A 23,858-nucleotide genomic window follows, 5' to 3' on the forward strand; every position below is an offset into this window, starting at 1 on the left:
TTACGCCGCAGGGTGTGGTTGGTGAGGGAATCAGAGCTTATCGAGGGCGATTCTGATGACGTAATCCGGTTTCTCTTTCGCCACTTTCTCGTCCTGTTTGACGCTGGCGTAGAGCACGTTCCCGTCGGTGGAGAGGGCGAGACTGTTCGGCATCGCGGTGGTCGCAATGCTGTTTTTCACCTTGTACGTCTGGCTGTCGATAATGCTGATGAGTTTGCCGTTGCGGTGCGTGACGTAAATCTCGTTACGTTTTTCGTTGTAAAGCACCGCCAGCGAGTTGGTGACGTCGATGTGATGGAGCACTTTGCCGGTGCGGATATCCACCACCAGAACCTTCGGGAGATCCGGGTCAGTCAGGAAGGCGCGGTTGTTTTTGCTGTCCAGCGCGATATTCAGGAAGAAGTGTTTTTTCTCTGGTTCGACGTTGAAACGGCTGAGGATCTTGTCGCTCTGGGTATCGACGACGATCAGCCCGTTTTTACCGTTGACCACGTACAGACGATTTTTCTCCGCGTCCACCGCCAGCCCGGTCGGGTATTCGCCCATATCGGTCAGGGTGTTAACCAGCTGACGCTTTTCGGTGTCGATCACCCAGACGATGCCTTTTTCCACCACGGCGGTGACGTACAGGCGGTGATGCTGTTTATCGAGCACCATTTCGCGGGTGTGGGCGATATCTTTCGGATTGCTGGTGTCGGCGAGCTGAATCACGGCCAGCTCTTTGCCGGTCCGGGTGTCGATCACGGTGACGGAGCCTTCCAGCGTGTTGCCCACGTAGAGAAGATGATTTTCTTCGTCAAGGGCAGTGGCAAACGCCCGGCGCGTGGTTTCAATCACGCCGGTCCCCGTCAGATCTTCCAGGTTCAGCTTGTAGATTTTGCCTTTGGTTTGGTCTTTATCAAACGAGGGAGCGCTGGCGGCAAACAGCACTTTTGCCTGTCCGTCGTAGGCCAGCTCGTAAACACCGTGGCCCACGGGCTGGGTGACAAAGTCTTTCTCTGGCAATGCAGCCGAGAAGCCAGACACGCTGGTCAGCATGAGTGCCGCTGCCATTGCCGCGCGAATCGAGGTGCTGAGGGTCTTCACATTGTGTAGGGTCATTGACGTTTATTCACATTTATTTACGAACTGCAAATGATAATGATATCCACTCTCATTATCAAATGACGAATGTGAACAATGACTACCTTTTCTGGTGGGGCAATAACCGGTCAGATATTAAGGGGATATGAAATGGCGGGCACAAAAAAGCCCCGACGTGCGGGGCTTAACGCATAGGGTGGAAGAATTACTTCTTCGCAGCGCGCTCGAAGGAGGCAACGATTTCAGCTTTCGCTGCTTCTGCGTTGTCCCAGCCGTCAACTTTAACCCATTTGCCTTTCTCGAGATCTTTGTAGTGCTCGAAGAAGTGGGTGATCTGCGCTTTCAGCAGTTCTGGCAGGTCGTTCACATCTTTGATGTGATCGTACTCTTTGCTCAGTTTGGTGTGCGGAACGGCAACCAGTTTCGCATCTTCACCGGCTTCGTCGGTCATTTTCAGCACGCCAACTGGACGGCAGCGAACCACAGAACCTGGGGCCAGTGGGTACGGAGTCGGGACCAGAACGTCTACCGGGTCACCGTCCAGAGACAGGGTGTGGTTGATGTAACCGTAGTTGCACGGATAGAACATCGCGGTGGACATGAAACGGTCAACGAACAGCGCACCGGTGTCTTTGTCGATTTCGTATTTGATAGGATCTGCGTTGGCCGGGATTTCGATAACAACGTAGATGTCTTCCGGCAGTTCTTTACCCGCAGGGACGTTGAGTAAGCTCATGTGAGTGTCCTATGTGTATGCTAAACAAGTGGCGAGTATTATAGCCAACTCACGCCGAAAGTCTCCGCCTGTTTTCATTCTCATCCCCATCCCCGCGCCATTTTCAGAACCTTTCCATGACAGGAAAATCCATAAACTCAGCCGCATATTTCATGAGCGAATGAAAGCGATTACAAACTTGTGATTAACGTTTTATTCACTTTTCCGAAGTGTGATGTAACGCAATCCGTTACATATTCCATTGGCTATAGTTTTTTCGCAGAACATCTTTTGACCAACAATAACCTGGGCTACGAGGACATCATTATGTGGAAGCGCTTACTTCTTGTCACAGCAGTTTCGGCAGCCATGTCGTCTATGGCGATGGCCGCCCCCTTAACCGTCGGTTTTTCGCAGGTCGGATCAGAATCCGGCTGGCGCGCGGCTGAAACCAACGTCGCGAAAAGCGAGGCCCAAAAGCGTGGTATCACGCTGAAAATCGCCGATGGTCAGCAAAAACAGGAAAACCAGATCAAAGCGGTGCGTTCGTTTATCGCCCAGGGCGTTGATGCCATTTTCATCGCGCCGGTGGTGGCGACAGGCTGGGAACCGGTGCTGAAAGAAGCGAAAGACGCTGAAATTCCGGTGTTCCTGCTCGACCGTTCCATTGATGTGAAAGACAAATCTCTCTATATGACCACCGTCACCGCCAACAACGTGCTCGAAGGGCAGCTGATTGGTGACTGGCTGATTAAGCAGGTCGATGGCAAGCCGTGTAACGTCGTGGAGCTGCAGGGCACCGTTGGCGCGAGCGTGGCAATCGACCGCAAGAAAGGCTTTGCGGAAGCCATCGCTAAAGCGCCAAACATCAAAATCATCCGTTCTCAGTCCGGCGACTTTACCCGCAGTAAAGGTAAAGAGGTGATGGAGAGCTTCATCAAGGCGGAAAACAACGGCAAGAATATCTGCATGGTTTACGCCCATAACGATGACATGGTGATCGGCGCGATTCAGGCGATCAAAGAAGCGGGCCTGAAACCGGGCAAAGATATCCTGACCGGCTCCATCGACGGCGTGCCGGATATCTATAAAGCGATGATTGACGGCGAAGCGAACGCCAGCGTCGAGCTGACGCCAAACATGGCCGGCCCGGCGTTTGATGCCCTTGAGAAATTCAAAAAAGACGGCACCAAACCTGAGCAGCTGACCATCACCAAATCTACCCTCTACCTGCCAGATACGGCGAAAGAAGAGTTAGAGAAGAAGAAAAACATGGGCTACTAAGGCCGCTCAGTCAGGAAAAATGCCGGGTGGCGCTGCGCTTACCCGGCCTACAGGAATCGCATTTGTAGGCCGGATAAGCGTAGCGCCATCCGGCGTGATGCAGGAGGAACCATGACTCAAGAACTACACCAGGAAATCCTCCGAACCGAAGGATTAAGCAAATTCTTCCCCGGCGTGAAAGCGCTGGATAACGTCGATTTCAGCCTGCGTCGCGGTGAAATCATGGCGCTGCTCGGGGAAAACGGCGCCGGGAAATCGACGCTGATCAAAGCCTTGACCGGGGTGTACCACGCCGATCGCGGCACCATTTTTCTGGAAGGCAACGCCATCTCACCGAAAAATACCGCCCACGCTCAACAGCTGGGTATCGGGACGGTTTACCAGGAAGTGAACCTGCTGCCAAACATGTCGGTGGCGGATAATCTGTTTATTGGCCGTGAGCCGCGCCGCTTCGGCCTGCTGCGCCGAAAAGAGATGGAAGCGCGCGCCACCAGGCTGATGGAATCCTACGGTTTCTCCCTCGACGTGCGCGAGCCGCTGAACCGCTTTTCGGTGGCGATGCAGCAGATTGTCGCCATTTGCCGGGCGATCGATCTCTCCGCCAAAGTGCTGATCCTCGACGAACCCACCGCCAGCCTCGATACCCAGGAAGTGGAAATGCTTTTTACCCTGATGCGCCAGCTGCGCGATCAGGGCGTCAGCCTGATCTTCGTCACCCACTTCCTCGATCAGGTTTATCAGGTCAGCGATCGCATTACCGTCCTGCGCAACGGCAGTTTTGTCGGCTGCCGCGAAACCCGCGAGCTGCCGCAGATCGAGCTGGTCAAAATGATGCTGGGCCGCGAGCTGGACACCCATGCGCTGCAGCGTGCGGGCCGCACGCTCCTGAGCGATAAACCCGTCGCCGCGTTCAAAGATTTTGGTAAAAAAGGCACCATCACGCCGTTCAACCTGGAAGTACGCCCCGGCGAAATCGTCGGTCTGGCGGGCTTATTAGGATCCGGACGCACCGAAACCGCCGAGGTGATCTTTGGCATTAAGCCTGCCGACAGCGGCAGTGCGATGATCAAAGGCAAACCACAAACCCTGCGATCGCCGCACCAGGCCTCCTGCCTGGGGATCGGTTTTTGTCCGGAAGACCGGAAAACCGACGGGATCATTGCCGCCGCCTCGGTGCGCGAAAATATCGTCCTGGCATTGCAGGCCCAGCGCGGATGGCTGCGGCCGATTCCAAAGCGCGAGCAGATCGCCATCGCCGAGCGCTTTATTCGCCAGCTCGGCATTCGCACCCCCAGCACCGAGCAGCCGATCGAGTTTCTCTCCGGCGGCAACCAGCAAAAAGTGTTGCTCTCCCGCTGGCTGCTGACCAAACCGCAGTTCCTGATCCTCGACGAGCCAACGCGCGGCATCGACGTCGGCGCGCACGCGGAAATTATTCGCCTGATCGAAACGCTCTGCGCCGACGGTCTGGCGCTGCTGGTCATCTCCTCCGAACTTGAAGAGCTGGTGGGGTATGCCGATCGCGTGATCATCATGCGCGATCGTAAGCAGGTGGCAGAGATCCCGCTGGATGAACTCTCGGTTCCGGCGATCATGAATGCCATCGCGGCATAAGGAGTACATCGTGATGCCCCGTTCTCTTCCGAAGCAAGGCGAATCCAGGCGACGCTTCAGCTGGCCCACCGGCACGCCGCAAATCGTGGCGCTGCTGCTGGTGCTGGTGGTCGATAGCCTCGTCGCACCGCACTTTTTCCAGATTATTTTGCAGGATGGCCGCCTGTTCGGTAGCCCCATCGATATCTTAAACCGCGCCGCACCGGTGGCGCTGCTGGCGATCGGCATGACGCTGGTCATTGCCACCGGCGGGATCGACCTCTCCGTCGGCGCGACCATGGCTATCGCGGGGGCGACTGCCGCCTCGATGACGGTCGCCGGGCACAGCCTGCCGGTTGTGATTTTAGCGGCGCTGGGCACCGGCGTGCTGGCGGGGCTGTGGAACGGGATCCTGGTGTCGCTTCTGAAAATCCAGCCGTTCGTCGCCACCTTGATTCTGATGGTCGCCGGGCGCGGGGTGGCGCAGCTGATCACCGCCGGGCAGATCGTCACCTTCGACTCCCCGCAGCTGGCGTGGTTCGGCAGCGGCAGGCTGCTGCTGTTCCCGACGCCGGTGATTATCGCCCTGGTGACGCTGATTGTGTTCTGGCTGTTCACCCGTAAAACGGCGCTGGGGATGTTTATCGAAGCGGTGGGGATCAACATTCGCGCCGCGAAAAATGCCGGCGTCAGCACCCGCATGGTGGTGATGCTGACCTACGTGCTGAGCGGGGTCTGCGCGGCGATTGCCGGGATCATCGTTGCCGCCGATATTCGCGGGGCCGATGCCAACAACGCCGGATTGTGGCTGGAGCTGGACGCGATTCTGGCGGTGGTGATCGGCGGCGGATCGCTGATGGGCGGGCGCTTTAACCTGCTGCTGTCGGTGATTGGCGCGCTGATTATCCAGGGCATGAACACCGGCATTCTGCTTTCGGGCTTCCAGCCGGAGCTCAATCAGGTGGTCAAAGCGGTGGTTGTGCTCTGCGTGCTGATTGTTCAGTCGTCGCGCTTTATTAGCATCATCAAGGGGATACGCGGCCATGATAAAACGTAACTTACCGCTCATGATCACCCTGGGCGTCTTCGTGCTGGGCTATCTCTACTGCCTGACGCAATTCCCCGGTTTCGCCTCGACGCGTGTGATCTGCAACATCCTGACGGATAACGCGTTTCTCGGGATCATCGCCGTCGGCATGACCTTCGTGATCCTCTCCGGCGGGATCGATCTCTCCGTCGGGTCGGTGATCGCTTTCACCGGCGTGTTCCTCGCCAAAGCGATCGGGTTCTGGGGGATCTCGCCGCTGCTGGCCTTCCCGCTGGTGCTGGTGATGGGCTGCGCGTTTGGCGCCTTTATGGGGCTGCTGATCGACGCCCTGAAGATCCCGGCGTTTATCATTACCCTCGCCGGGATGTTTTTCCTGCGCGGCGTGAGTTATCTGGTGTCGGAAGAGTCGATCCCGATTAACCACCCGATCTACGACACCCTCTCCAGCCTGGCGTGGAAAATCCCCGGCGGCGGGCGTCTGAGCGCAATGGGGCTGCTGATGCTCGGCGTGGTGGTGATCGGCATGTTCCTCGCGCACCGCACCCGTTTTGGCAACCAGGTCTACGCCATCGGCGGCAGCGCGACCTCGGCGAACCTGATGGGGATCTCCACCCGTAGCACCACCATCCGCATCTATATGCTCTCTACCGGGCTGGCAACGCTGGCGGGGATTGTCTTCTCGATCTACACCCAGGCGGGCTACGCGCTGGCGGGCGTGGGCGTTGAACTGGACGCGATTGCGTCGGTGGTGATTGGCGGCACGCTGCTGAGCGGCGGCGTCGGAACGGTGCTCGGGACGCTGTTTGGCGTGGCGATCCAGGGCCTGATCCAGACCTACATCAATTTTGACGGAACGCTGAGTTCATGGTGGACCAAAATCGCGATTGGGATTCTGCTATTCATCTTTATCGCCTTGCAGCGCGGTCTGACGGTGCTGTGGGAAAACCGCCTCAGCTCGCCTGTGACGCGCGTTAGCACCACAACGCTCAACAGATAACACCCTGAATTTGCTTAAAGTGTAAACTTTTTCCGGTAGCGGTCGATAACCTTTATTTCTGTCCAGAAATATCTCGCTACCGGAAATAACATCATGCTGAAAACGCTATCGATTCGTACCGGCTTGCTTTCGTTACTGGCCGTTATGACCCTTCTGCTGCTGATTGTCAGCGGCATTGGCATCTATGCCCTCACACAGAGTTCCTCTTCTTTACAGCGCATCAATCACCTGCAGGGTGAGCAGATGGTGCAGCTCAACGCGGGTTACACGCTGATTTTGCGCGCCCGTAATGAGGCAGGTCAGGCCGTGCGTCTGATGGAGATCGGCATGCTGGATGATGCTGCCAAATCCGTGCAGAACATTAATCGCGAAGTCGCGCAGGCGCAAAAAACGCTGAAAGGCGTAATCGACGGCGGGATTGAGAATCCTCAGGGGCAGCAGCTGCTGGATAAAGTGGCGGCGAGTTTCGCCACCTATAACACCGACGGGATCACCCCGATGGTCGCTGCGCTGAACCAACAGAGCGCCGATGCCTATTACGATCTGCTGGAGAACAAGCTGATCCCGGTCGCACGCCAGTTTGATAACGATATGCAGGCGTTCCAGTCGTGGAGCGAACAGCGCGGGAAATCAGAAGTGAAAGCGGTGCAGTCGAGCAAAAATCGGGTGATGATGCTGATCGTGATCGCCGCGCTGCTGACCGCCGGGATCATCGTGCTGGCGTGGCTTTCACTGCGCCATATGCTGCTCAAGCCACTGCTGGCATCTATCGCCCAGCTTGAGCGCGTAGCAGCAGGCGATCTGACCCACAGCCTGAACGAACCGACCAGCCAGGAGTTCAACCGGCTGAATGCGGCCATCGAAGAGATGCGCCAGTCGCTGATGGGCTCGGTGATGCGCGTGCGCGATGCCAGCTCGCAGATTGACACGGGCAGCCGCGAACTGACGGCGGGCAACATCAATCTGGCCCAGCGCACGGAATCCACGGCCACCTCCCTTGAGCAGACCGCGGCCAGCATGGAAGAGATCACCGCCACGGTGAAACAGAACGCCGACAACGCCGAACAGGCGCACCAGATGGCGAAAAGCGTCTCGGATACGGCGGATCACGGCAGCGAAATGGTGTGCTATGTGATTGAAAAAATGCGCGATATCTCGGGCAGCTCGGCGCGTATCGCCGACATCCTGAGCGTGATTGACGGTATCGCCTTCCAGACCAACATCCTGGCGCTCAACGCCTCGGTAGAAGCCGCGCGTGCGGGCGAGCAGGGACGGGGCTTTGCGGTGGTCGCCGGCGAAGTTCGCAACCTTGCCAGCCGAAGCGCCGATGCGGCGAAAGAGATCCGCACGCTTATCAGCGATTCACAGACTCACGTCAACGAAGGCAGCGAGCTGGCGCAACAGGCCGGAGAGACGATGGATGAGATCGCCACGGAAGTGCTGCGCATGACCAAACTGATGCGTGAGATCGCCAACGCCTCTCTGGAACAGAGTCGAGGTATTGAGCAGGTGAATATTGCGGTCAATCAGATGGACGAGACCGCGCAGCAAAATGCCGCGCTGGTACAACAGTCTTCCGCGGCAACGCGATCGCTGGAAGAGCAATCACGCGAACTGATTGAAGCGATGTCGTCATTTAAATTGTCGGCACAAACGGCCTGATAATAATCAACCCTGGCGTGCAATGCGCCGGGGTTTATACTTCCGTAGTATTCACTGCACCAATATTTTGATGAATATCCGCCATTAAATTTTCCAGCGAATTGGTTAACTGTAATGCTTTTGGCGTCGGCTCAAGATATAAGCCTTTACGAATAAATAACGGCTCGTCAAAGAGTTGATTAAAACGTTTTAACGCCAGGCTCACCGCAGGGCGGGACATCTCCAGACGGATGGAGGCTTTCGCCATGCTGCCGCAACGGACGATCTCAATAAAGACAGGGATAAGATTTAAATCAATACCGGTGTTCGCACGAGAAAAATTTTGCATCCTGACAGTCACTCCTCTGAATAATTACGCAACTGTTCAGAATAATGCGCGACAGGGCGGGAAGATTAAAGCGCCATTTTTATATTCATTTATACGGTAAAATATATAAATAAGAACGGGGAGTGGAACTCCCCGTAAGAAAAGCATTATGCGTCAGGGTATTCGCGGATAAGACGCTCGACGTCTTCGACCATATGATCGTTGCCGACGAAGAACGAACGGCGCTGGTGCAGACTCTCCGGGATGATGTCCAGGATGCGATCTTTACCATCGCTCGCCTTGCCGCCGGCCTGTTCCGCCAGGAACGCCATCGGGTTGCATTCATACAGCAGACGCAGTTTCCCTTCCGGGTGGCTGGCGGTGCTTGGGTAGAGATAAATGCCGCCTTTCAGCAGGTTACGGTGAAAATCCGCCACCAGAGAACCGATGTAGCGCGAGGTATACGGGCGCTGGGTCAACTTATCTTCTTCCTGGCAGAATTTGATGTACTTCTTCACGCCATTCGGGAATTTGATGTAATTGCCTTCGTTAATGGAGTAGGTGCTGCCGCTGGCCGGGTAACGCATACGCTCCTGGCACAGGCAGAACACGCCCAGCGACGGGTCGTAGGTAAAGGCGTGTACGCCGCAGCCGGTGGTGTACACCAGCATGGTGGAGGAGCCGTAAACCACATACCCGGCCGCCACCTGCTTGTTGCCCGGCTGGAGGAAATCTTCTTCCGTGACCGGCGTGCCGACGGGCGTGACGCGGCGATAGATGGAGAAGATCGTGCCAACAGAAACGTTAACGTCGATGTTCGATGAGCCGTCCAGCGGATCCATCAGCACCACGTATTTGGCGTGCTCGCAGCCTTCGAAAACCACGATTTCATCTTCTTCTTCGGACGCGATGCCCGCGACGATATCGCGTGCGCGCAGTGCGGCTTTCAGTTTTTCATTGGCGAACAGATCGAGTTTTTGCTGCACCTCGCCCTGCACGTTTTCGGCACCGCTGGCACCCAGGATATCGACCAGACCGGCCTTGTTGATATCGCGGTGGATGATCTTCGCGCCGAGCTTTATTGCCGACAGCAAAGCAGTGAGCTCACCGGTAGCATGAGAGAACTCGTGCTGCTTTTCGACAATAAATTCACCTAACGTTTTCATAACACTTTCCCTGCATCGTATGTGAGTAAAGCGATCGTATGTTGCGTATAAAGCCAGAAGTCCAACAATCTTAACAAACATTCAAATATTAGCGCAGAGGTGAATCGCGCCAGCAAAATACGGATTTACCTGAAATGCGTTTCTCTGGCGCTGACATGTGAGTAAAATGTGCGCCACACAGAAGAGGGATAGTGACGTATGCGCATTCATATATTGGGGATTTGTGGCACTTTCATGGGCGGACTGGCGATGCTGGCGCGCTCTTTAGGCCATGAGGTGACAGGTTCGGACGCCAATGTGTATCCGCCGATGAGCACATTGCTCGAGAAGCAGGGCATCGACCTGATTTCGGGATATGACGCCAGCCAACTGGACGACGAGCCCGATCTGGTGATTATCGGCAACGCCATGACCCGTGGTAATCCGTGTGTGGAAGCGGTGCTGGAACGCAACATTCCGTTCATGTCTGGCCCGCAGTGGCTGCACGATTTCGTGCTGCGCGATCGCTGGGTGCTGGCCGTTGCCGGTACGCACGGCAAAACCACCACCGCCGGTATGGCAACCTGGATCCTGGAAGCCTGCGGCTACAAACCGGGCTTTGTGATCGGCGGCGTACCGGGGAATTTTGACGTCTCCGCGCGTCTGGGCGACAGCCCGTTCTTTGTGATTGAAGCGGACGAATACGACTGCGCGTTCTTCGATAAGCGTTCCAAGTTCGTGCATTACTGCCCGCGTACGCTGATCCTCAACAACCTTGAGTTCGATCACGCCGACATCTTTGACGATCTGAAAGCCATTCAAAAACAGTTCCACCACCTGGTGCGCATCGTGCCGGGCCAGGGCCGCATCATCTACCCGGAAAACGACATCAACCTGAAACAGACGATGGCGATGGGCTGCTGGAGTGAGCAGGAGCTGGTGGGCGAGCAGGGCCACTGGCAGGCGAAGAAACTGACCACCGACGCGTCCGAATGGGAAGTGTTGCTGGACGGCGAGAAAGTCGGCGAAGTGAAGTGGGCGCTGGTCGGCGAACACAACATGCATAACGGTCTGATGGCGATTGCCGCCGCGCGTCACGTGGGCGTAGTGCCTGCCGATGCGGCGAATGCGCTGAACTCGTTCATCAACGCCCGTCGTCGCCTTGAACTGCGCGGCGAAGCCAACGGCGTGACCGTCTACGACGATTTCGCCCATCACCCGACGGCGATCCTCGCGACGCTCGCTGCCCTGCGCGGCAAAGTGGGCGGTACGGCGCGGATCCTGGCGGTGCTGGAACCGCGTTCGAACACCATGAAAATGGGGCTTAGCAAGGACGATCTCGCACCGTCGTTAGGCCGCGCGGATGAAGTCTTCCTGTTGCAACCGCAGCATATTCCGTGGCAGGTGGCGGAAGTGGCCGAAGCCTGCGTGCAGCCTGCGCACTGGCATGCGGACGTGGATACGCTGGCGGATATGATCGTGAAAACGGCCCAGCCGGGCGATCACATTCTGGTGATGAGTAACGGTGGTTTTGGTGGGATTCATCAGAAACTGCTGGACGGTCTGGCGAAGAAAGCACAAGCGGTAGAGTAGCTGTTGTGCCCGGTGGCGCTTTGCTTACCGGGCCTACGGGATCGTAGGCCGGATAAGCGCAGCGCCATCCGGCAAAAACTTAACCTTCGTTCTCAGCCAGCTCGCGCAGATACTGGAAAATCAGGCGCGCAGATTTCGGCGGCTTATTCCCTTCTTTCTCTTTCTTCGCGTTGCGGATAAGCGAACGTAACTGCTGACGGTCGGCGTCCGGCCACAGGTTCAACACTTCTGCGACGGCGTCGTCGCCATTATCCACGAGACGGTCGCGGATCTGCTCCAGCTTATGGAACAGCGCAACCTGCTGGTTGTGGCGGTTCTTCAGCTTGTCCAGCGCCTGGCGAATCGGTTCTACGTCACGCTGGCGCAGCATTTTACCGATCAGCTGCAGCTGACGGCGACGGCCTTCTTTTTTGATACGTTGGGCCAGTTCAATGGCTCCGCGCAGATCCGGGTCGAGCGGGAGTTTATCCAGCGCGTTTTTACCCAGCTCTACCATTTCCGCACCAAGTTGTTTTAACTCTTCGGCGTCGCGTTTAATTTCACTTTTACTGACCCAGATGATTTCATCATCTTCGTCTTCGATGTCATCACCGGGAACGTCGTCGAGCCAGTCTTCGGGCTGCTTAGTCATGTCAGGCTCCTTAAAAAAGAGGCTAATGTTACCAGTTAAGACGCGCACTGAAAAACGGTTCTCTGTTAGACTTCAGATAACTCCCTCTTACAGTATGGCATTTGCGATGAAAGTAACCTCACAAGTTGAAGCGCAGCGTAAGATTCTTGAAGAAGCGGTATCCACAGCACTGATGCTGGCCTCAGGCCAATCCGATGGCGCAGAAGTGGCGGTCAGCAAGACCACGGGCATTAGCGTCAGCACCCGCTTTGGCGAAGTGGAAAACGTTGAATTTAACAGTGACGGCGCGCTGGGGATTACGGTTTATCACCAGAATCGCAAAGGCAGCGCCTCGTCGACGGATTTGAGCCCGGATGCGATCGCGCGCACCGTGCAGGCCGCGCTGGATATCGCGCGCTACACTTCGCCAGACCCGTACGCAGGCGTGGCGGACAAAGAGCTGCTGGCGTTTGATGCGCCGGATCTCGACCTGTTCCACCCGGCGGAAGTGTCTCCGGACGAAGCCATTGAGTACGCGGCTCGCGCAGAGCAAGCCTCTCTGAAAGCGGATAAACGCATCACCAATACCGAAGGCGGCAGCTTCAACAGCCACTACGGGATCAAAGTGTTCGGCAACAGCCACGGCATGCTGCAGGGCTACTGCTCAACGCGTCACTCTCTCTCCAGCTGCGTGATCGCCGAAGAGAACGGCGACATGGAGCGCGATTACGCCTACACCATTGGCCGCGCGATGGGCGATTTGCAGTCCCCGGAGTGGGTCGGCGAAGAGTGTGCGAAACGCACCCTGTCCCGTTTATCACCGCGCAAACTCTCTACCATGAAAGCGCCGGTGATCTTCGCCAATGAAGTGGCGACGGGTCTGTTTGGTCACCTGGTGGGCGCGATTGCGGGTGGGGCGGTTTACCGTAAATCCACCTTCCTGCTCGACGCGCTGGGCACACAAATCCTGCCGGAATGGCTGACCATCGAAGAACATCCACACCTGCTGAAAGGCCTGGCGTCCACGCCGTTCGACAGCGAAGGCGTGCGCACGGAACGTCGTGACATCATCAAAGACGGCGTGCTGACCCAGTGGCTGCTGACCAACTACTCCGCGCGCAAGCTGGGGCTGAAAAGCACCGGTCACGCGGGCGGGATCCACAACTGGCGCATTGAAGGCCAGGGTCTCAGCTTTGAGCAGATGCTCAAACAGATGGGCACCGGCCTGGTGGTCACCGAGCTGATGGGCCAGGGCGTGAGCGGCATCACCGGGGATTACTCGCGCGGTGCGGCGGGCTTCTGGGTCGAAAACGGCGAAATTCAGTACCCGGTGAGCGAAATCACCATCGCCGGTAACTTAAAAGATATGTGGCGCAATATTGTGACCGTCGGTAACGATATTGAAACGCGCAGCAATATACAGTGTGGTTCAGTGCTGTTGCCGGAGATGAAGATCGCCGGCCAATAATCTTTCATAATAAAAAAGGAAGTGAGCAATGTATAAAAGCCTGTTAGCCGTCGTCGTCGCTTCAACCCTGGTCATGAGTTCGGCAGCCTTTTCCGCCGATCTTGAAGACAACATGGACACCCTCAGCACCAATCTGAAAGTGGTGCAAAAAACGGATAATGCTACAGAAATGAAAGACGCATTAACCAAAATGCGCGCCGCCGCCCTCGACGCGCAGAAAGCGACGCCGCCGAAGCTGGAAAACGCCGCACCGGACAGCGCGGAGATGAAAGATTTCCGCCACGGTTTTGACGTGCTGGTCGGCCAGATTGACGGTGCTCTGAAGCTTGCCAACGAAGGCAAAGTGAAAGAGGCGCAGGCCGCCGCTGACGGGTTTGTCACCACGCGTAACGAGTACCACAAAAAGTACCGTTAATTGGGTGCCTGAGCTGTACGCCCTTTCTCGTGATGCGGAGGCATACTCCCTGCCTCCGCATGTCAGCTCCTTACTTTCCGGAGCGGCAGTCCATCCGCGCAGTTAACTCCAAAGAACCCTGATGAAAACGAATTTCACACAGGGTTTTCCGGTTTACCAGAGATAAGATGATTATTGTCAAAGCAATAATCATCAGGGCCCTAATAATGGGTTTCTGCTGCTTCATGGGTGCCTCCTTGCTTTAAAAGCGGGTAAGGCACTAACTACACGTGTTGGGACGTGTCGTTTAAGGCCCCGACCCTGGTTTTAAGTCAGTTAGGGGCTTTCCACTTTCCGTCCCATGCATGAGACGGTCAGTCTCAAGCACCCACCCGCACTCTACCGAATCCCGATAAGAAAACCTTATCCACGTCACATTTCTACGAGCCTGCTCGTAAACTTTTTCGCTCTCATCCGTACCCTTTGACCACCAAATCGCGTGACATTCATCACGCAAATCCAGCTGATAATCCATATTCACCGCAATTATGTGGCACAGATCACTGGTGCCGCTCTCCTTTCCACTTCGAAGTGGAAAACAACTCGCTACAAACAATTCACCTCCAGCGTTAGTTTTATCCCAGAGCCATTAACGGGGTAAGACGAGTGATTAACGGAGCGGTAATGAACGACGTTGGGGAACAGGCAGCGCAAACGGCACAGCTCGCCGACACCATGCTGGAGCAAGTTTTCACGCTGCTTCGCCAGCACAACATCATTCCCAATGACGTCCAGGTGCAAATGCTGACTTCACACGTTCGCGCGATGGCGCACCGGTCTGTGACCGGCGAACCGCTGCCGGACGTTGAAGCCGACCTGTTTGACGAAATTTCTGCAGATTCAATGCGACTTGCCCGCGAAGTGGTGGCGCAGTTCGGCAATCTTCCTGATGAAGAAGCTTGGCTGCTCTCCGTTCACTTCGAAGTCGCGAAAGACAACCTTTAAGGAGCACTACCATGGAACAAATTACTGTTGTGATTGGCGATCGTCTGGGCAAAGGCCAGAAAGTGGCTATCGGCGTTGAGAAAGCAGGCGGACGTGCGGTTGTGGTTCCGGGCGTGGCGGCGGACATGAAGCTGGGCGACGTGATGAAAGCGGAAAACGCCACCTTCGGCATCTCTTTCTGCGGCAGCGGCGGCGCAGGCGCTATCACCGCTCAGACCAAATACGGCTACAAAGCCAAATACGGCATGCGTTCGGTGGAAGAGGGCGTCACCGCCATCAACGAAGGCTGCAACGTGCTGGGCTTTGGCTTTATGGATAAAGAAGAGCTGGGCGAGCGTCTGGTCCAGGCGTGGCAGAAGAAGCACGGCGCCTGAGCATGAAAGAGCAATTCACCACCACGGTGAGAGTGAAAGGCAAAGGCGAGATGAAATCCCGCGCCTTTGCCGACGCGCTAAACCACGTTCAGGCCGCGGTGATGAAAGCATCGCCGCATATCTTACTGCGTATTGAGCCACAGGATGTGCAGGTTGTTCAGGCGCAAGAAGCGGTGCGTAAAGAAGCCTTTCTGTACTTCTTTTTGCGCCGGGAAAGACGCACCTACAGCGTGGAGCTGGATGTGACCGTCAACGTGACCGCCATCAATCTCGACAAGGTGGACTTTGTCACGCAACGCTGATTCTTACTAATAGGGCAGACTAATGTTCCTGATAATTTTAATAAAATCGCTCATCATCGGCGGCCTGGTTGGCGTCGGCGTGGGCGCCGGAGCGGCACGCATGTTTCATGCGCCTACCACACAAGGTATGGGCGCGTTTCGTACGTTGGGGGAACTGAACTCCTGTGAAGGAGACCCGGCGTCTCACTTCTCCTTTGGTCTGGGGTTCTTCTTTAACGCCTGGGCATCGTCAGTGGCTGCGGGGGCATTCACTCAGGACGTTGACCATCGCATCATCCCGAACTGGGGTGCGGCGGCGCTGATGCTGAAAAACCGCAACGTCGGCGAAACCCTGCACGACCCGCGCAAAATGGCGATTGCCTGCGGCATCATCGGCATGTTCGTCGTCACCTTCCTTAACCTCACCGCGTCGTCCGTTCCGGCAGCCCTTCAGGTCACCGCCGTGAAAGTTCTGGTCCCGGCAGCCAACCTGCTGGTGAACACCGTGATGCCGGTGATCTTCTGGCTGGCGGCGATTGATGCGGGCAAAAAATCGGGCTTCTGGGCAACCGTGTTTGGTGGCGCAGCGCAGCTGATCATGGGTAACGCCGTACCGGGTCTGGTGCTGGGGATTCTGATCGGTAAAGGCGTCGAAGAGAGCGGCTGGAACCACGTCACCAAAGTGATGATGGTCGCCATCGTTCTGCTGTTCGTCCTGAGCGGCTTCTTCCGCGGCTTCGACATGAAGATGATCGAATCCTTCCATCTGACCGTGCCGAACTGGCTCGAACTGATCCACAGCTCGCTCAGCGGCAAATAACAGGAGCCTCGACATGGAACAGAATAAAGGTTTTTGGTATGCCGACTGGTCGTTCCCGATCTTCGTTGGCCTGCTCTCCTCCGGCGTCTTCGCCGGGACGCACATGTACTACCTGTACGGCATCGGCGCGTTTAACGAAGTGGCCTTCGTGGCGATGCTGAAAGCAGGCATCGACACCGGCGTGTACGGCGCGGTGGCGGCGTTCGGCGCGAGCTTCCTGTTCGCCCGTATCATCGAAGGCTCCCTGGTGGGGATCCTGGATATCGGCGGTGCGATTCAGACCGGCGTCGGCCTCGGCGTTCCGGCGCTGCTGCTGGGCGCGGGGATTATGTTCCCGGTGACCAACTTTATCGCCTCGCTGGCGACCGGCCTGGTGATTGGTCTGGCGATTGGGTACGTCATCATTCTGGCGCGTAAGTTCACCATCAATCAGAGCAACTCCACCTACGGGGCTGACGTGATGATGGGCGCGGGTAACGCCTCGGGCCGCTTCCTCGGGCCGTTGATTATCCTCAGCGCCATGACCGCCTCCATTCCGATTGGTATCGGCTCCCTGGTCGGCGCGCTGCTGTTCTACCTCTGGCAGAAGCCGATTACCGGCGGCGCGATCCTCGGCGCCATGATTTTAGGCTCGCTGTTCCCGGTAGCCCTTTAACACCCACGGGCGCTCAGGCGCCCGTCCTTTCAGGAGATACGCATGTTTGATTTACTCCTGCGCCGTGCGCGCCTGACCGACGATACCCTGACCGATATCGCCATCCAGGACGGCAAAATCGCAGCGCTGGGCGAGATTTCCACTCCCGCACATAAAACCGTCGAGCTGAACGGCGAAGTCTTCGTCAGCGCTGGCTGGATTGATTCCCACGTTCACTGCTACCCGAACTCCCCGATCTACCACGATGAGCCGGACAGCGTCGGCATCGCCACGGGCGTGACCTCGGTGGTGGATGCAGGCAGCACCGGCGCGGATGACGTGGACGACTTCTACGAAATCACCCGCAAAGCGTCTACAGACGTTTTTGCCCTGCTGAATATCTCCCACGTGGGGCTGATCGCCCAGAACGAACTGGCGAACATGGCCAATATCGACGCCGACGCGGTGAAGCAGGCCGTTGCACGCCACCCGGATTTTATCGTTGGCCTGAAAGCGCGCATGAGCAGCAGCGTGGTCGGCGAAAACGGCATCACGCCGCTGGAGCGTGCGAAAACCATTCAGAAAGAGAACGGCGATCTGCCGCTGATGGTGCACATCGGTAACAACCCGCCGAATCTCGATGAGATTGCCGATCTGCTCAGCTCTGGCGACATCATCACTCACTGCTACAACGGCAAACCGAACCGCATTTTGACGCCGGAAGGCGAGCTGCGCGCTTCCGTCACCCGTGCGCTGAAGCGCGGCGTGCGTCTGGACGTCGGCCACGGGACCGCGAGCTTTAGCTTTGAAGTGGCGAAACGCGCCATCGCGATGGGCATTCTGCCGCACACCATCAGCTCGGACATCTACTGCCGAAACCGCATCAACGGCCCGGTGGGCAGTCTGGCCAGCGTGATGTCGAAATTCCTCGCCATTGGCATGTCGCTCCCGCAGGTGATCGAGTGTGTCACCGCCAACGCCGCCGATGGCCTGCGCCTGGCCCATAAAGGCCGCCTTCAGCCGGGTCTGGACGCCGACCTGACACTCTTCACCGTCAAACGCCAGCCGACGCTGCTGGTGGATGCGGAAAACGACAGCCTGCAGGCTGAACATATTCTGGTGCCGCTTGCTGCGATCCGCGCGGGCAAGGGCTATATGACCGAACAAGGGAGTACGGAAAATGCCTTCGATTTATGAGAAGTACAATTTAAAACAGGTCATTAACACGTCTGGCCGCATGACCGCGCTTGGCGTATCCACGCCGCGCCCGGAAGTGGTGCAGGCGGCGATGGACGGTATGAATCAGTACTTCGAGATGAAAGATCTGGTGAATAAAACCGGGGAGTACATCGCGAAGCTGCTGGACGTGGAAGGGGCGACGGTGGTCTCCTGCGCGTCGGCGGGGATTGCCCAGTCCGTTGCGGCGGTGCTGGTGAAAGACAGCGACTGGCTGCTGGAAAACCTGCACGTCACCCCGATCGAGAACAACGAAATCGTACTGCCAAAAGGCCACAACGTTAACTTCGGCGCGCCGGTCGGCACCATGGTGGCGCTCGGCGGCGGTAAACTGGTGGAAGCCGGGTACGCCAACGAATGCTCCGCCGATCAGCTGGCGGCAGCGATCACCCCGCGCACGGCGGCGATCCTCTACATCAAATCGCACCACTGCGTGCAGAAAAGCATGCTCAGCGTTGAGCAGGTGGCGGTGGTGGCGCGTAAACACGATCTTCCGCTGATCGTCGATGCGGCGGCGGAAGAAGATCTTCACACCTACTATCGCTCCGGCGCGGATCTGGTGATCTACAGCGGCGCGAAGGCGATCGAAGGGCCAACCAGCGGGCTGGTGATCGGCAAAACGCAGTACGTGGAATGGGTAAAACGCCAGACGGCGGGCATTGGCCGGGCGATGAAAGTAGGCAAAGAGGGGATTCTCGGCCTGACCTGCGCCATCGAACACTATCTGACGGCGACCAAAGAGAGCGGTGCAGAGATGGTGGCGAAGATGACGCCATTTATCGATTCCCTGAATACCCTCAACGGCGTCACGGCCCGCGTGGTCTGGGACAGCGCCGGTCGCGATATCGCGCGCACCGAAATTAAATTTGACGAAGCCACCACCGGCGTCGGCACCGGTGAGCTGGTTAGCCAGCTCAAGCAGGGTGAATACGCGATCTATTTCCGTGGCTATAAGGCCAACGAAGGGATTATCGAAGCGGACGTGCGCAGCGTCAGCGCCGATCAACTGAACATTGTTTATCGCCGCATCCGCGAAGTCTTAAGCCAGGAGAAATCAGCATGAAACTGACCCCTAATTTTTACCGTGACCGCGTGTGCCTGAACGTACTGGCCGGTTCCAAAGCCAACGCCAGCGCGATCTATGAAGCCGCAGAAGGTCATGTCCTGGTGGGCGTGCTCTCCAAAAACTATCCTGATGTGGCGAGCGCCGTGGCGGATATGCGCGAATACGCCGCGCTTATCGACAACGCGCTCTCCGTCGGGCTGGGCGCGGGCGATCCGAACCAGTCGGCGATGGTGAGCGAGATTTCTCGCCAGGTCCAGCCGCAGCACGTTAACCAGGTGTTCACTGGCGTCGCGACCAGCCGCGCGCTGCTCGGGCAGAACGCGTCCGTGGTCAACGGTCTGGTCTCGCCAACGGGCACCGTCGGGATGGTCAAAATCTCCACCGGCCCGCAGAGCAGCAAAGCGCCGGACGGCATTGTTCCGGTGGAAACGGCGATTGCCCTGCTGAAAGATTTCGGCGGCAGCTCAATCAAGTACTTCCCGATGGGCGGCCTGGAGTGTCGTGACGAATACAAAGCGGTCGCCGAAGCCTGCGCCCGCCACGATTTCTGGCTGGAGCCGACCGGCGGTATCGATCTGGAGAACTTCGAGGAGATCCTGCAGATCGCCCTCGATGCGGGTGTGAGCAAAATCATTCCGCATATTTATAGCTCGATTATCGACAAAGCCAGCGGCGACACCCGTCCTGAGGACGTGCGTAAGTTGCTGGAGATGACGAAGAAGTTGGTTAAGTAGTTTTTCCCCTCACCCTAACCCTCTCCCACAGGGAGAGGGGACTAAAACCGCCCTCACCCTGTGAGAGTGGGGACTCTTATCTCCCTCTCCCTGCGGGAGAGGGCCGGGGTGAGGGCATCAAACCGCACCATAGCCAAAGCCAGGAGCCACCATGCACCCCCATCACCTGCTCGTCGCTTCACTCTCCCTGCTCGCTACCGCCGCCGTTGCTCAGCCTCAGTACGCCTGGGTCGGCACCTACAACCCGAACGGCGAGGGGCTCTACCGTTTTACGGTCGATCCGCAAACCGGCGCCCTCGGTGAGAAAAAGCTCGTCAGCCCACTGCCCAACGCCGCGCAGCTCACCGTCTCACACGACGGCAAAACCCTGTATCTGGCAAGCGAAGCCGAGAAAGGCGCAATCCAGGCGCTGCGCATCGGTGCTGACGGTGAGCTGACCGAGCTGAATCAGGTGGCGTCTGGCGGAGCGGGACCGGTGTATGTGTCCCTCACGCCAGAGGGGCGTCATCTGCTGGTGGCGAACTACGTCAGCGGCTCGATTGCGGTACTGCCGGTGAAGGCGGACGGCAGCCTGGGCGAGGCGACGGATACCCATCAGGATCAGGGCGAGCCCGGCGCAGCGAAACCGGAAGCAGCAGTGGAGGGGAGTTTCGCTGCGAGCGATCACAACGGCCCGCACGCCCATATGATCGCCGCCGATCCGAGTGGGAAATTCGTCTTCTCGACGGATCTCGGCCTGGATCGCATCTACCAGTATCGCTTTGACGATCAAAGCGGAAAACTCACGCCAAACGATCCGCCGTTTATCAGCGCCTCGTCGAAAGGCGCGGGGCCGCGGCATTTCGTCTTTACCCCGAACGGCGAGGGCCTGTGGCTGATCAACGAAGAGTCCTCAACCCTGACCTGGTACGCGCTGGATAAGACTTCCGGCACGCTGAAAGCGGGTAAAACGATCTCGTCGCTGCCGAAGGAGTACAAAGGCACCAGTTTTGCCGCCGGGCTGGCGCTGAGCGCCGACGGTCAACAACTGTATGTCGCGAACCGTTTGCATAACAGCATCGCGCACTTTAGGGTAACGGCGGACGGCACGCTGGTGTATCAGGACGATGTCTGGACGCGCGGGGATTATCCGCGCTCCCTGACCCTGGATCAGCAGGGACGCTGGCTGTACGTTATGAATCAGCGCAGCGATAACATCACCCGTTTTCGCGTTGCGCCCGATGGCACACTAAGCTTTGAACCGGACTACACGCCGGTCGGCAGTCCATCACAGATGGTCATTTCAACCGGGCCATGAGCCGTAAGAGGACAAAGACGTGCGATTTCCGAACCAACGTTTAGCGCAACTGTTTGATCTGTTGCAAAACGAGACGCTGCCGCAGGATGAACTGGCGCAGCGGTTATCGGTATCCACGCGTACCGTACGGGCGGATATTACTGCCCTGAACGCGCTGCTGGCAGGCCACGGCGCGCGGTTTATTCTCAGCCGCGGCAACGGCTATCAGTTGAAAATTGACGATGCCGCGCGCTATCAGTCGCTGCAGGACTCCCGTCCGCGCGCGCTGCGTATTCCGCGCACCGGGCAGGAGCGTGTCCATTATCTGGTGGTGCGGTTTCTCACCTCTGCCTTTTCCCTGAAGCTGGAAGATTTGGCTGATGAATGGTTCGTCAGCCGCGCCACCCTGCAAAACGACATGGTGGAAGTGCGGGAGTGGTTCCAGCGCTACAGCCTGACGCTGGAAACTCGCCCGCGTCACGGCATGAAACTGTTCGGCAGCGAGATGTCGATTCGCGCCTGCCTGACGGACTTGCTGTGGGAACTGGCGCAGCAGGACAGCCTTAATCCGCTGGTGACGGAGGTCGCCCTGAATGCGGGCGTGCCGGAGCAGCTGGTGGGGGTACTGCACGACACGCTGACGCGCCATCACATTCGTCTCACGGATGAAGGCGAGCTGTTTGTGCGGCTCTACTGCGCGGTCTCTGTGAGGCGCATCAGCGAAGGCTATCCGCTGCCAGAATTTAACGCCGAGGATGTGGAAGAGAACGTGCGCGATGCCGCGCGGGATATCGCCGCCGCCATCGCCCGGCTGGCGGACAAAGCGCTTTCGCCGTCGGAGGAGAACTGGCTCTGCGTGCACATCGCCGCGCGCCAGATTCAGGAGATCGCCCCGAGCGCGATCAACGCCGACGATGACGAAGCGCTGGTGAACTACATCCTGCGATACATCAACACCCACTATAACTACAACCTGCTGAACGACGCCCAGCTGCACGCGGATTTGCTGACGCATATCAAAACCATGATCACCCGCGTGCGTTACCAAATCATGATCCCCAACCCGCTGCTGGATAACATCAAACAGCACTACCCGATGGCGTGGGACATGACCCTGGCGGCGGTCTCCGGCTGGGGGAAATACACTCCTTACGTCATCAGCGAAAACGAGATTGGTTTTCTGGTGCTGCATATCGGCGTCGGGCTGGAGCGGCACTATAACGTAGGCTATCAGCGCCAGCCGCGCGTGCTGCTGGTGTGCGACGCCGGGAACGCGATGGCGCGCATGATTGAAGCGGTGCTGCAGCGCAAATACCCGCAGGTGGAAGTGACGCGCACCGTCACGCTACGTGAGTACGAACTGGCGGAGAGTATTAGCGAGGATTTCGTCATTTCCACCGCGCGCATCAGCGAAAAAGCCAAACCGGTGGTGCAGATCGCCCCGTTCCCGACCGACTATCAGCTGGAGCAGATCGGCAAGCTGGTGCTGGTGGATCGCACCCGTCCGTGGATGCTGGAAAAGTACTTCGACGCGGATCATTTCCGCGTGATCGATTCAAGCATGGATCAGCAAACCCTGTTCCAGGAACTGTGCGGACAGCTGCGTCAGGAAGGGTTTGTCGACGCCGAGTTTCTTGATTCGGTGGTGGAACGTGAAGCCATCGTCAGCACCATGCTCGGCGACGGCATCGCGCTGCCGCACTCCCTTGGTCTGCTGGCGCAAAAAACCGTGGTCTACACCGTGCTGGCACCCCAGGGCATCAAGTGGGGCGACGAAACGGCGCACGTCATTTTCCTGCTGGCGATCAGTAAAAGCGAGTACGAAGAGGCGATGGCGATCTACGATATTTTCGTCACTTTCCTGCGCGAACGGGCCATGACGCGGCTGTGCAACTGCCGCGATTTTACGGAATTCAAAACGGTGGCGATGGAGAGTTTGAGTCGGTTTTAACGCAGATGATGCACAACCTGGTTGCTGCTGCCGCGCCAGATCAGAGCCGGGTCTTTCAAATCCTGCACAAATTTGCCGTCGACCAGGACGTTAATCAGGTCGACGATTTCCCTCTGCGCATCGTTCAGCTCATCCAGCTTGTAGCCGGTCCATACCCAGATATCTTTCCCCGCGCACTCTTTGTGAATGCGCTTCACCAGTTTCAGAATATGCGGCACGTTCTGCGGATGCAGCGGGTCGCCGCCGGACAGGGAGATCCCCTGGCGCGGGATACGCGTGTCGTTCAGATCGCGGATGATGCGATTTTCCATTTCGTCGTCAAACGGCAGGCCCGAGTTCAGCCGCCAGGTGCTTTTGTTGTAGCAGCCAGGGCATTCGTGAACGCACCCTGAAACGAACAGGGTGCAGCGGGTGCCTGGGCCATTGACGATGTCGACGGGGTAATACTGGTGGTAGTTCATTTTCGCTTCTCAATTGACGCCATGACTGCGTTGGCTGCTCTCACTCACCCGGATCACTTACTCTTGTAAGCTCACCGGGATTCATTCGTTTGCCGCCTTGTCCTGACGCCAATTGCTTTGC

Annotated in this window: 25 protein-coding genes; 18 read left to right on the forward strand and 7 right to left on the reverse strand. The window is 57.5% G+C overall.

The annotated features are described in order from the left end of the window. Nucleotides 1-30: 30 nt before the first annotated feature. Nucleotides 31-1,101, reverse strand: coding sequence for a 7-bladed beta-propeller protein YncE (gene yncE / locus AC3WS9_RS02755; RefSeq protein WP_285153609.1), 1,071 nt, complete (start codon nt 1,099-1,101; stop codon nt 31-33). A gap of 187 nt (nt 1,102-1,288) precedes the next feature. Then, nucleotides 1,289-1,819 carry an inorganic diphosphatase gene (gene ppa / locus AC3WS9_RS02760; RefSeq protein ID WP_064324598.1) on the reverse strand — a complete coding sequence of 177 codons (531 nt, stop codon included), beginning with the start codon at nt 1,817-1,819 and terminating at the stop codon, nt 1,289-1,291. Nucleotides 1,820-2,125: 306 nt separating this feature from the next. Here ppa and ytfQ point away from each other — a divergent pair, with 306 nt between their 5' ends. The 5 genes from ytfQ to AC3WS9_RS02785 all read left to right on the forward strand — a co-directional run bounded on the left by ytfQ (nt 2,126) and on the right by AC3WS9_RS02785 (nt 8,382). Then, nucleotides 2,126-3,082: a galactofuranose ABC transporter substrate-binding protein YtfQ gene (gene ytfQ, locus AC3WS9_RS02765; protein ID WP_095284160.1), complete on the forward strand. Its 957-nt coding sequence runs from the start codon at nt 2,126-2,128 to the stop codon at nt 3,080-3,082. A 111-nt stretch (nt 3,083-3,193) separates the two neighbouring features. After that, nucleotides 3,194-4,696: a galactofuranose ABC transporter, ATP-binding protein YtfR gene (gene ytfR, locus AC3WS9_RS02770; RefSeq protein ID WP_492486581.1), complete on the forward strand. Its 1,503-nt coding sequence runs from the start codon at nt 3,194-3,196 to the stop codon at nt 4,694-4,696. A 10-nt stretch (nt 4,697-4,706) separates the two neighbouring features. Further along, complete coding sequence (gene ytfT / locus AC3WS9_RS02775; RefSeq protein WP_324723472.1) at nt 4,707-5,732, forward strand: galactofuranose ABC transporter, ATP-binding protein YtfT; 1,026 nt, start codon at nt 4,707-4,709, stop codon at nt 5,730-5,732. Next, on the forward strand, nt 5,719-6,720 hold the full coding sequence (gene yjfF / locus AC3WS9_RS02780) for a galactofuranose ABC transporter, permease protein YjfF (RefSeq protein WP_282493358.1): 1,002 nt from the start codon (nt 5,719-5,721) through the stop codon (nt 6,718-6,720). Before ytfT ends, yjfF begins: the two co-directional genes overlap by 14 nt. A gap of 93 nt (nt 6,721-6,813) precedes the next feature. Further along, nucleotides 6,814-8,382, forward strand: a complete 1,569-nt coding sequence (locus AC3WS9_RS02785; RefSeq protein WP_492486583.1) for a methyl-accepting chemotaxis protein — start codon at nt 6,814-6,816, stop codon at nt 8,380-8,382. A 34-nt stretch (nt 8,383-8,416) separates the two neighbouring features. Here the strand turns inward: AC3WS9_RS02785 and AC3WS9_RS02790 are convergent, their stop codons facing one another. Together AC3WS9_RS02790 and fbp are read right to left on the reverse strand one after the other, a co-directional pair. Beyond that, on the reverse strand, nt 8,417-8,710 hold the full coding sequence (locus AC3WS9_RS02790) for a helix-turn-helix domain-containing protein (RefSeq protein WP_282493360.1): 294 nt from the start codon (nt 8,708-8,710) through the stop codon (nt 8,417-8,419). 146 nt (nt 8,711-8,856) lie between these two features. After that, entirely contained in the window at nt 8,857-9,855 is a 999-nt protein-coding gene (gene fbp, locus AC3WS9_RS02795; protein WP_282493361.1) for a class 1 fructose-bisphosphatase, read from the reverse strand. 198 nt (nt 9,856-10,053) lie between these two features. Between fbp and mpl the strand changes: the two genes are divergently transcribed. Then, a complete protein-coding gene (gene mpl, locus AC3WS9_RS02800) occupies nt 10,054-11,427 on the forward strand; it encodes a UDP-N-acetylmuramate:L-alanyl-gamma-D-glutamyl-meso-diaminopimelate ligase (protein WP_285150361.1) in 1,374 nt (457 codons plus the stop codon). A 79-nt stretch (nt 11,428-11,506) separates the two neighbouring features. Here mpl and yjgA read toward each other — a convergent pair whose 3' ends face one another. Continuing rightward, nucleotides 11,507-12,058: a ribosome biogenesis factor YjgA gene (yjgA, locus tag AC3WS9_RS02805; RefSeq protein WP_095280536.1), complete on the reverse strand. Its 552-nt coding sequence runs from the start codon at nt 12,056-12,058 to the stop codon at nt 11,507-11,509. 94 nt (nt 12,059-12,152) lie between these two features. Between yjgA and pmbA the strand changes: the two genes are divergently transcribed. Together pmbA and cybC are read left to right on the forward strand one after the other, a co-directional pair. Beyond that, nucleotides 12,153-13,505, forward strand: coding sequence for a metalloprotease PmbA (gene pmbA / locus AC3WS9_RS02810; RefSeq protein WP_282493364.1), 1,353 nt, complete (start codon nt 12,153-12,155; stop codon nt 13,503-13,505). A gap of 28 nt (nt 13,506-13,533) precedes the next feature. Continuing rightward, nucleotides 13,534-13,920, forward strand: a complete 387-nt coding sequence (cybC, locus tag AC3WS9_RS02815; RefSeq protein WP_100777838.1) for a cytochrome b562 — start codon at nt 13,534-13,536, stop codon at nt 13,918-13,920. A 70-nt stretch (nt 13,921-13,990) separates the two neighbouring features. Here cybC and AC3WS9_RS02820 read toward each other — a convergent pair whose 3' ends face one another. Next, nucleotides 13,991-14,146 (reverse strand): Hok/Gef family protein, encoded by a 156-nt coding sequence (locus AC3WS9_RS02820; protein ID WP_282493365.1) that lies wholly within the window; start codon nt 14,144-14,146, stop codon nt 13,991-13,993. A 419-nt stretch (nt 14,147-14,565) separates the two neighbouring features. Between AC3WS9_RS02820 and AC3WS9_RS02825 the strand changes: the two genes are divergently transcribed. The 10 genes from AC3WS9_RS02825 to AC3WS9_RS02870 all read left to right on the forward strand — a co-directional run bounded on the left by AC3WS9_RS02825 (nt 14,566) and on the right by AC3WS9_RS02870 (nt 23,276). Beyond that, nucleotides 14,566-14,904, forward strand: coding sequence for a glycine dehydrogenase (locus AC3WS9_RS02825; RefSeq protein WP_282493366.1), 339 nt, complete (start codon nt 14,566-14,568; stop codon nt 14,902-14,904). 11 nt (nt 14,905-14,915) lie between these two features. Continuing rightward, entirely contained in the window at nt 14,916-15,278 is a 363-nt protein-coding gene (locus AC3WS9_RS02830) for an SFCGS family glycine-rich protein (protein ID WP_100777835.1), read from the forward strand. A gap of 2 nt (nt 15,279-15,280) precedes the next feature. Continuing rightward, the gene (locus AC3WS9_RS02835) at nt 15,281-15,580 is read left to right on the forward strand and encodes a DUF4312 family protein (protein WP_100777834.1); all 300 of its coding nucleotides are present in this window, start codon (nt 15,281-15,283) and stop codon (nt 15,578-15,580) included. Nucleotides 15,581-15,602: 22 nt separating this feature from the next. Continuing rightward, nucleotides 15,603-16,379, forward strand: coding sequence for a DUF4311 domain-containing protein (locus AC3WS9_RS02840; protein WP_103947894.1), 777 nt, complete (start codon nt 15,603-15,605; stop codon nt 16,377-16,379). Between the two features lie 13 nt (nt 16,380-16,392). Beyond that, nucleotides 16,393-17,034, forward strand: a complete 642-nt coding sequence (locus AC3WS9_RS02845; RefSeq protein WP_095280544.1) for a DUF4310 family protein — start codon at nt 16,393-16,395, stop codon at nt 17,032-17,034. Nucleotides 17,035-17,076: 42 nt separating this feature from the next. Then, nucleotides 17,077-18,210, forward strand: a complete 1,134-nt coding sequence (locus tag AC3WS9_RS02850; RefSeq protein WP_492486587.1) for an amidohydrolase/deacetylase family metallohydrolase — start codon at nt 17,077-17,079, stop codon at nt 18,208-18,210. Beyond that, nucleotides 18,194-19,312, forward strand: coding sequence for a DgaE family pyridoxal phosphate-dependent ammonia lyase (locus AC3WS9_RS02855; RefSeq protein ID WP_492486589.1), 1,119 nt, complete (start codon nt 18,194-18,196; stop codon nt 19,310-19,312). The genes AC3WS9_RS02850 and AC3WS9_RS02855 overlap by 17 nt, the downstream gene beginning before the upstream one ends. Then, a complete protein-coding gene (gene dagF / locus AC3WS9_RS02860) occupies nt 19,309-20,049 on the forward strand; it encodes a 2-dehydro-3-deoxy-phosphogluconate aldolase (RefSeq protein ID WP_492486591.1) in 741 nt (246 codons plus the stop codon). The genes AC3WS9_RS02855 and dagF overlap by 4 nt, the downstream gene beginning before the upstream one ends. A gap of 151 nt (nt 20,050-20,200) precedes the next feature. After that, nucleotides 20,201-21,346, forward strand: a complete 1,146-nt coding sequence (locus AC3WS9_RS02865) for a lactonase family protein (protein WP_492486593.1) — start codon at nt 20,201-20,203, stop codon at nt 21,344-21,346. 19 nt (nt 21,347-21,365) lie between these two features. Continuing rightward, nucleotides 21,366-23,276 carry a BglG family transcription antiterminator gene (locus tag AC3WS9_RS02870; protein WP_492486595.1) on the forward strand — a complete coding sequence of 637 codons (1,911 nt, stop codon included), beginning with the start codon at nt 21,366-21,368 and terminating at the stop codon, nt 23,274-23,276. Here AC3WS9_RS02870 and nrdG read toward each other — a convergent pair. Continuing rightward, entirely contained in the window at nt 23,273-23,737 is a 465-nt protein-coding gene (gene nrdG, locus AC3WS9_RS02875) for an anaerobic ribonucleoside-triphosphate reductase-activating protein (RefSeq protein ID WP_492486597.1), read from the reverse strand. The two genes, AC3WS9_RS02870 and nrdG, sit on opposite strands and share 4 nt — an antisense overlap. Nucleotides 23,738-23,858 lie beyond the last annotated feature (121 nt).

The organism is Lelliottia sp. EB106-05-01-XG201 (assembly GCF_058791735.1).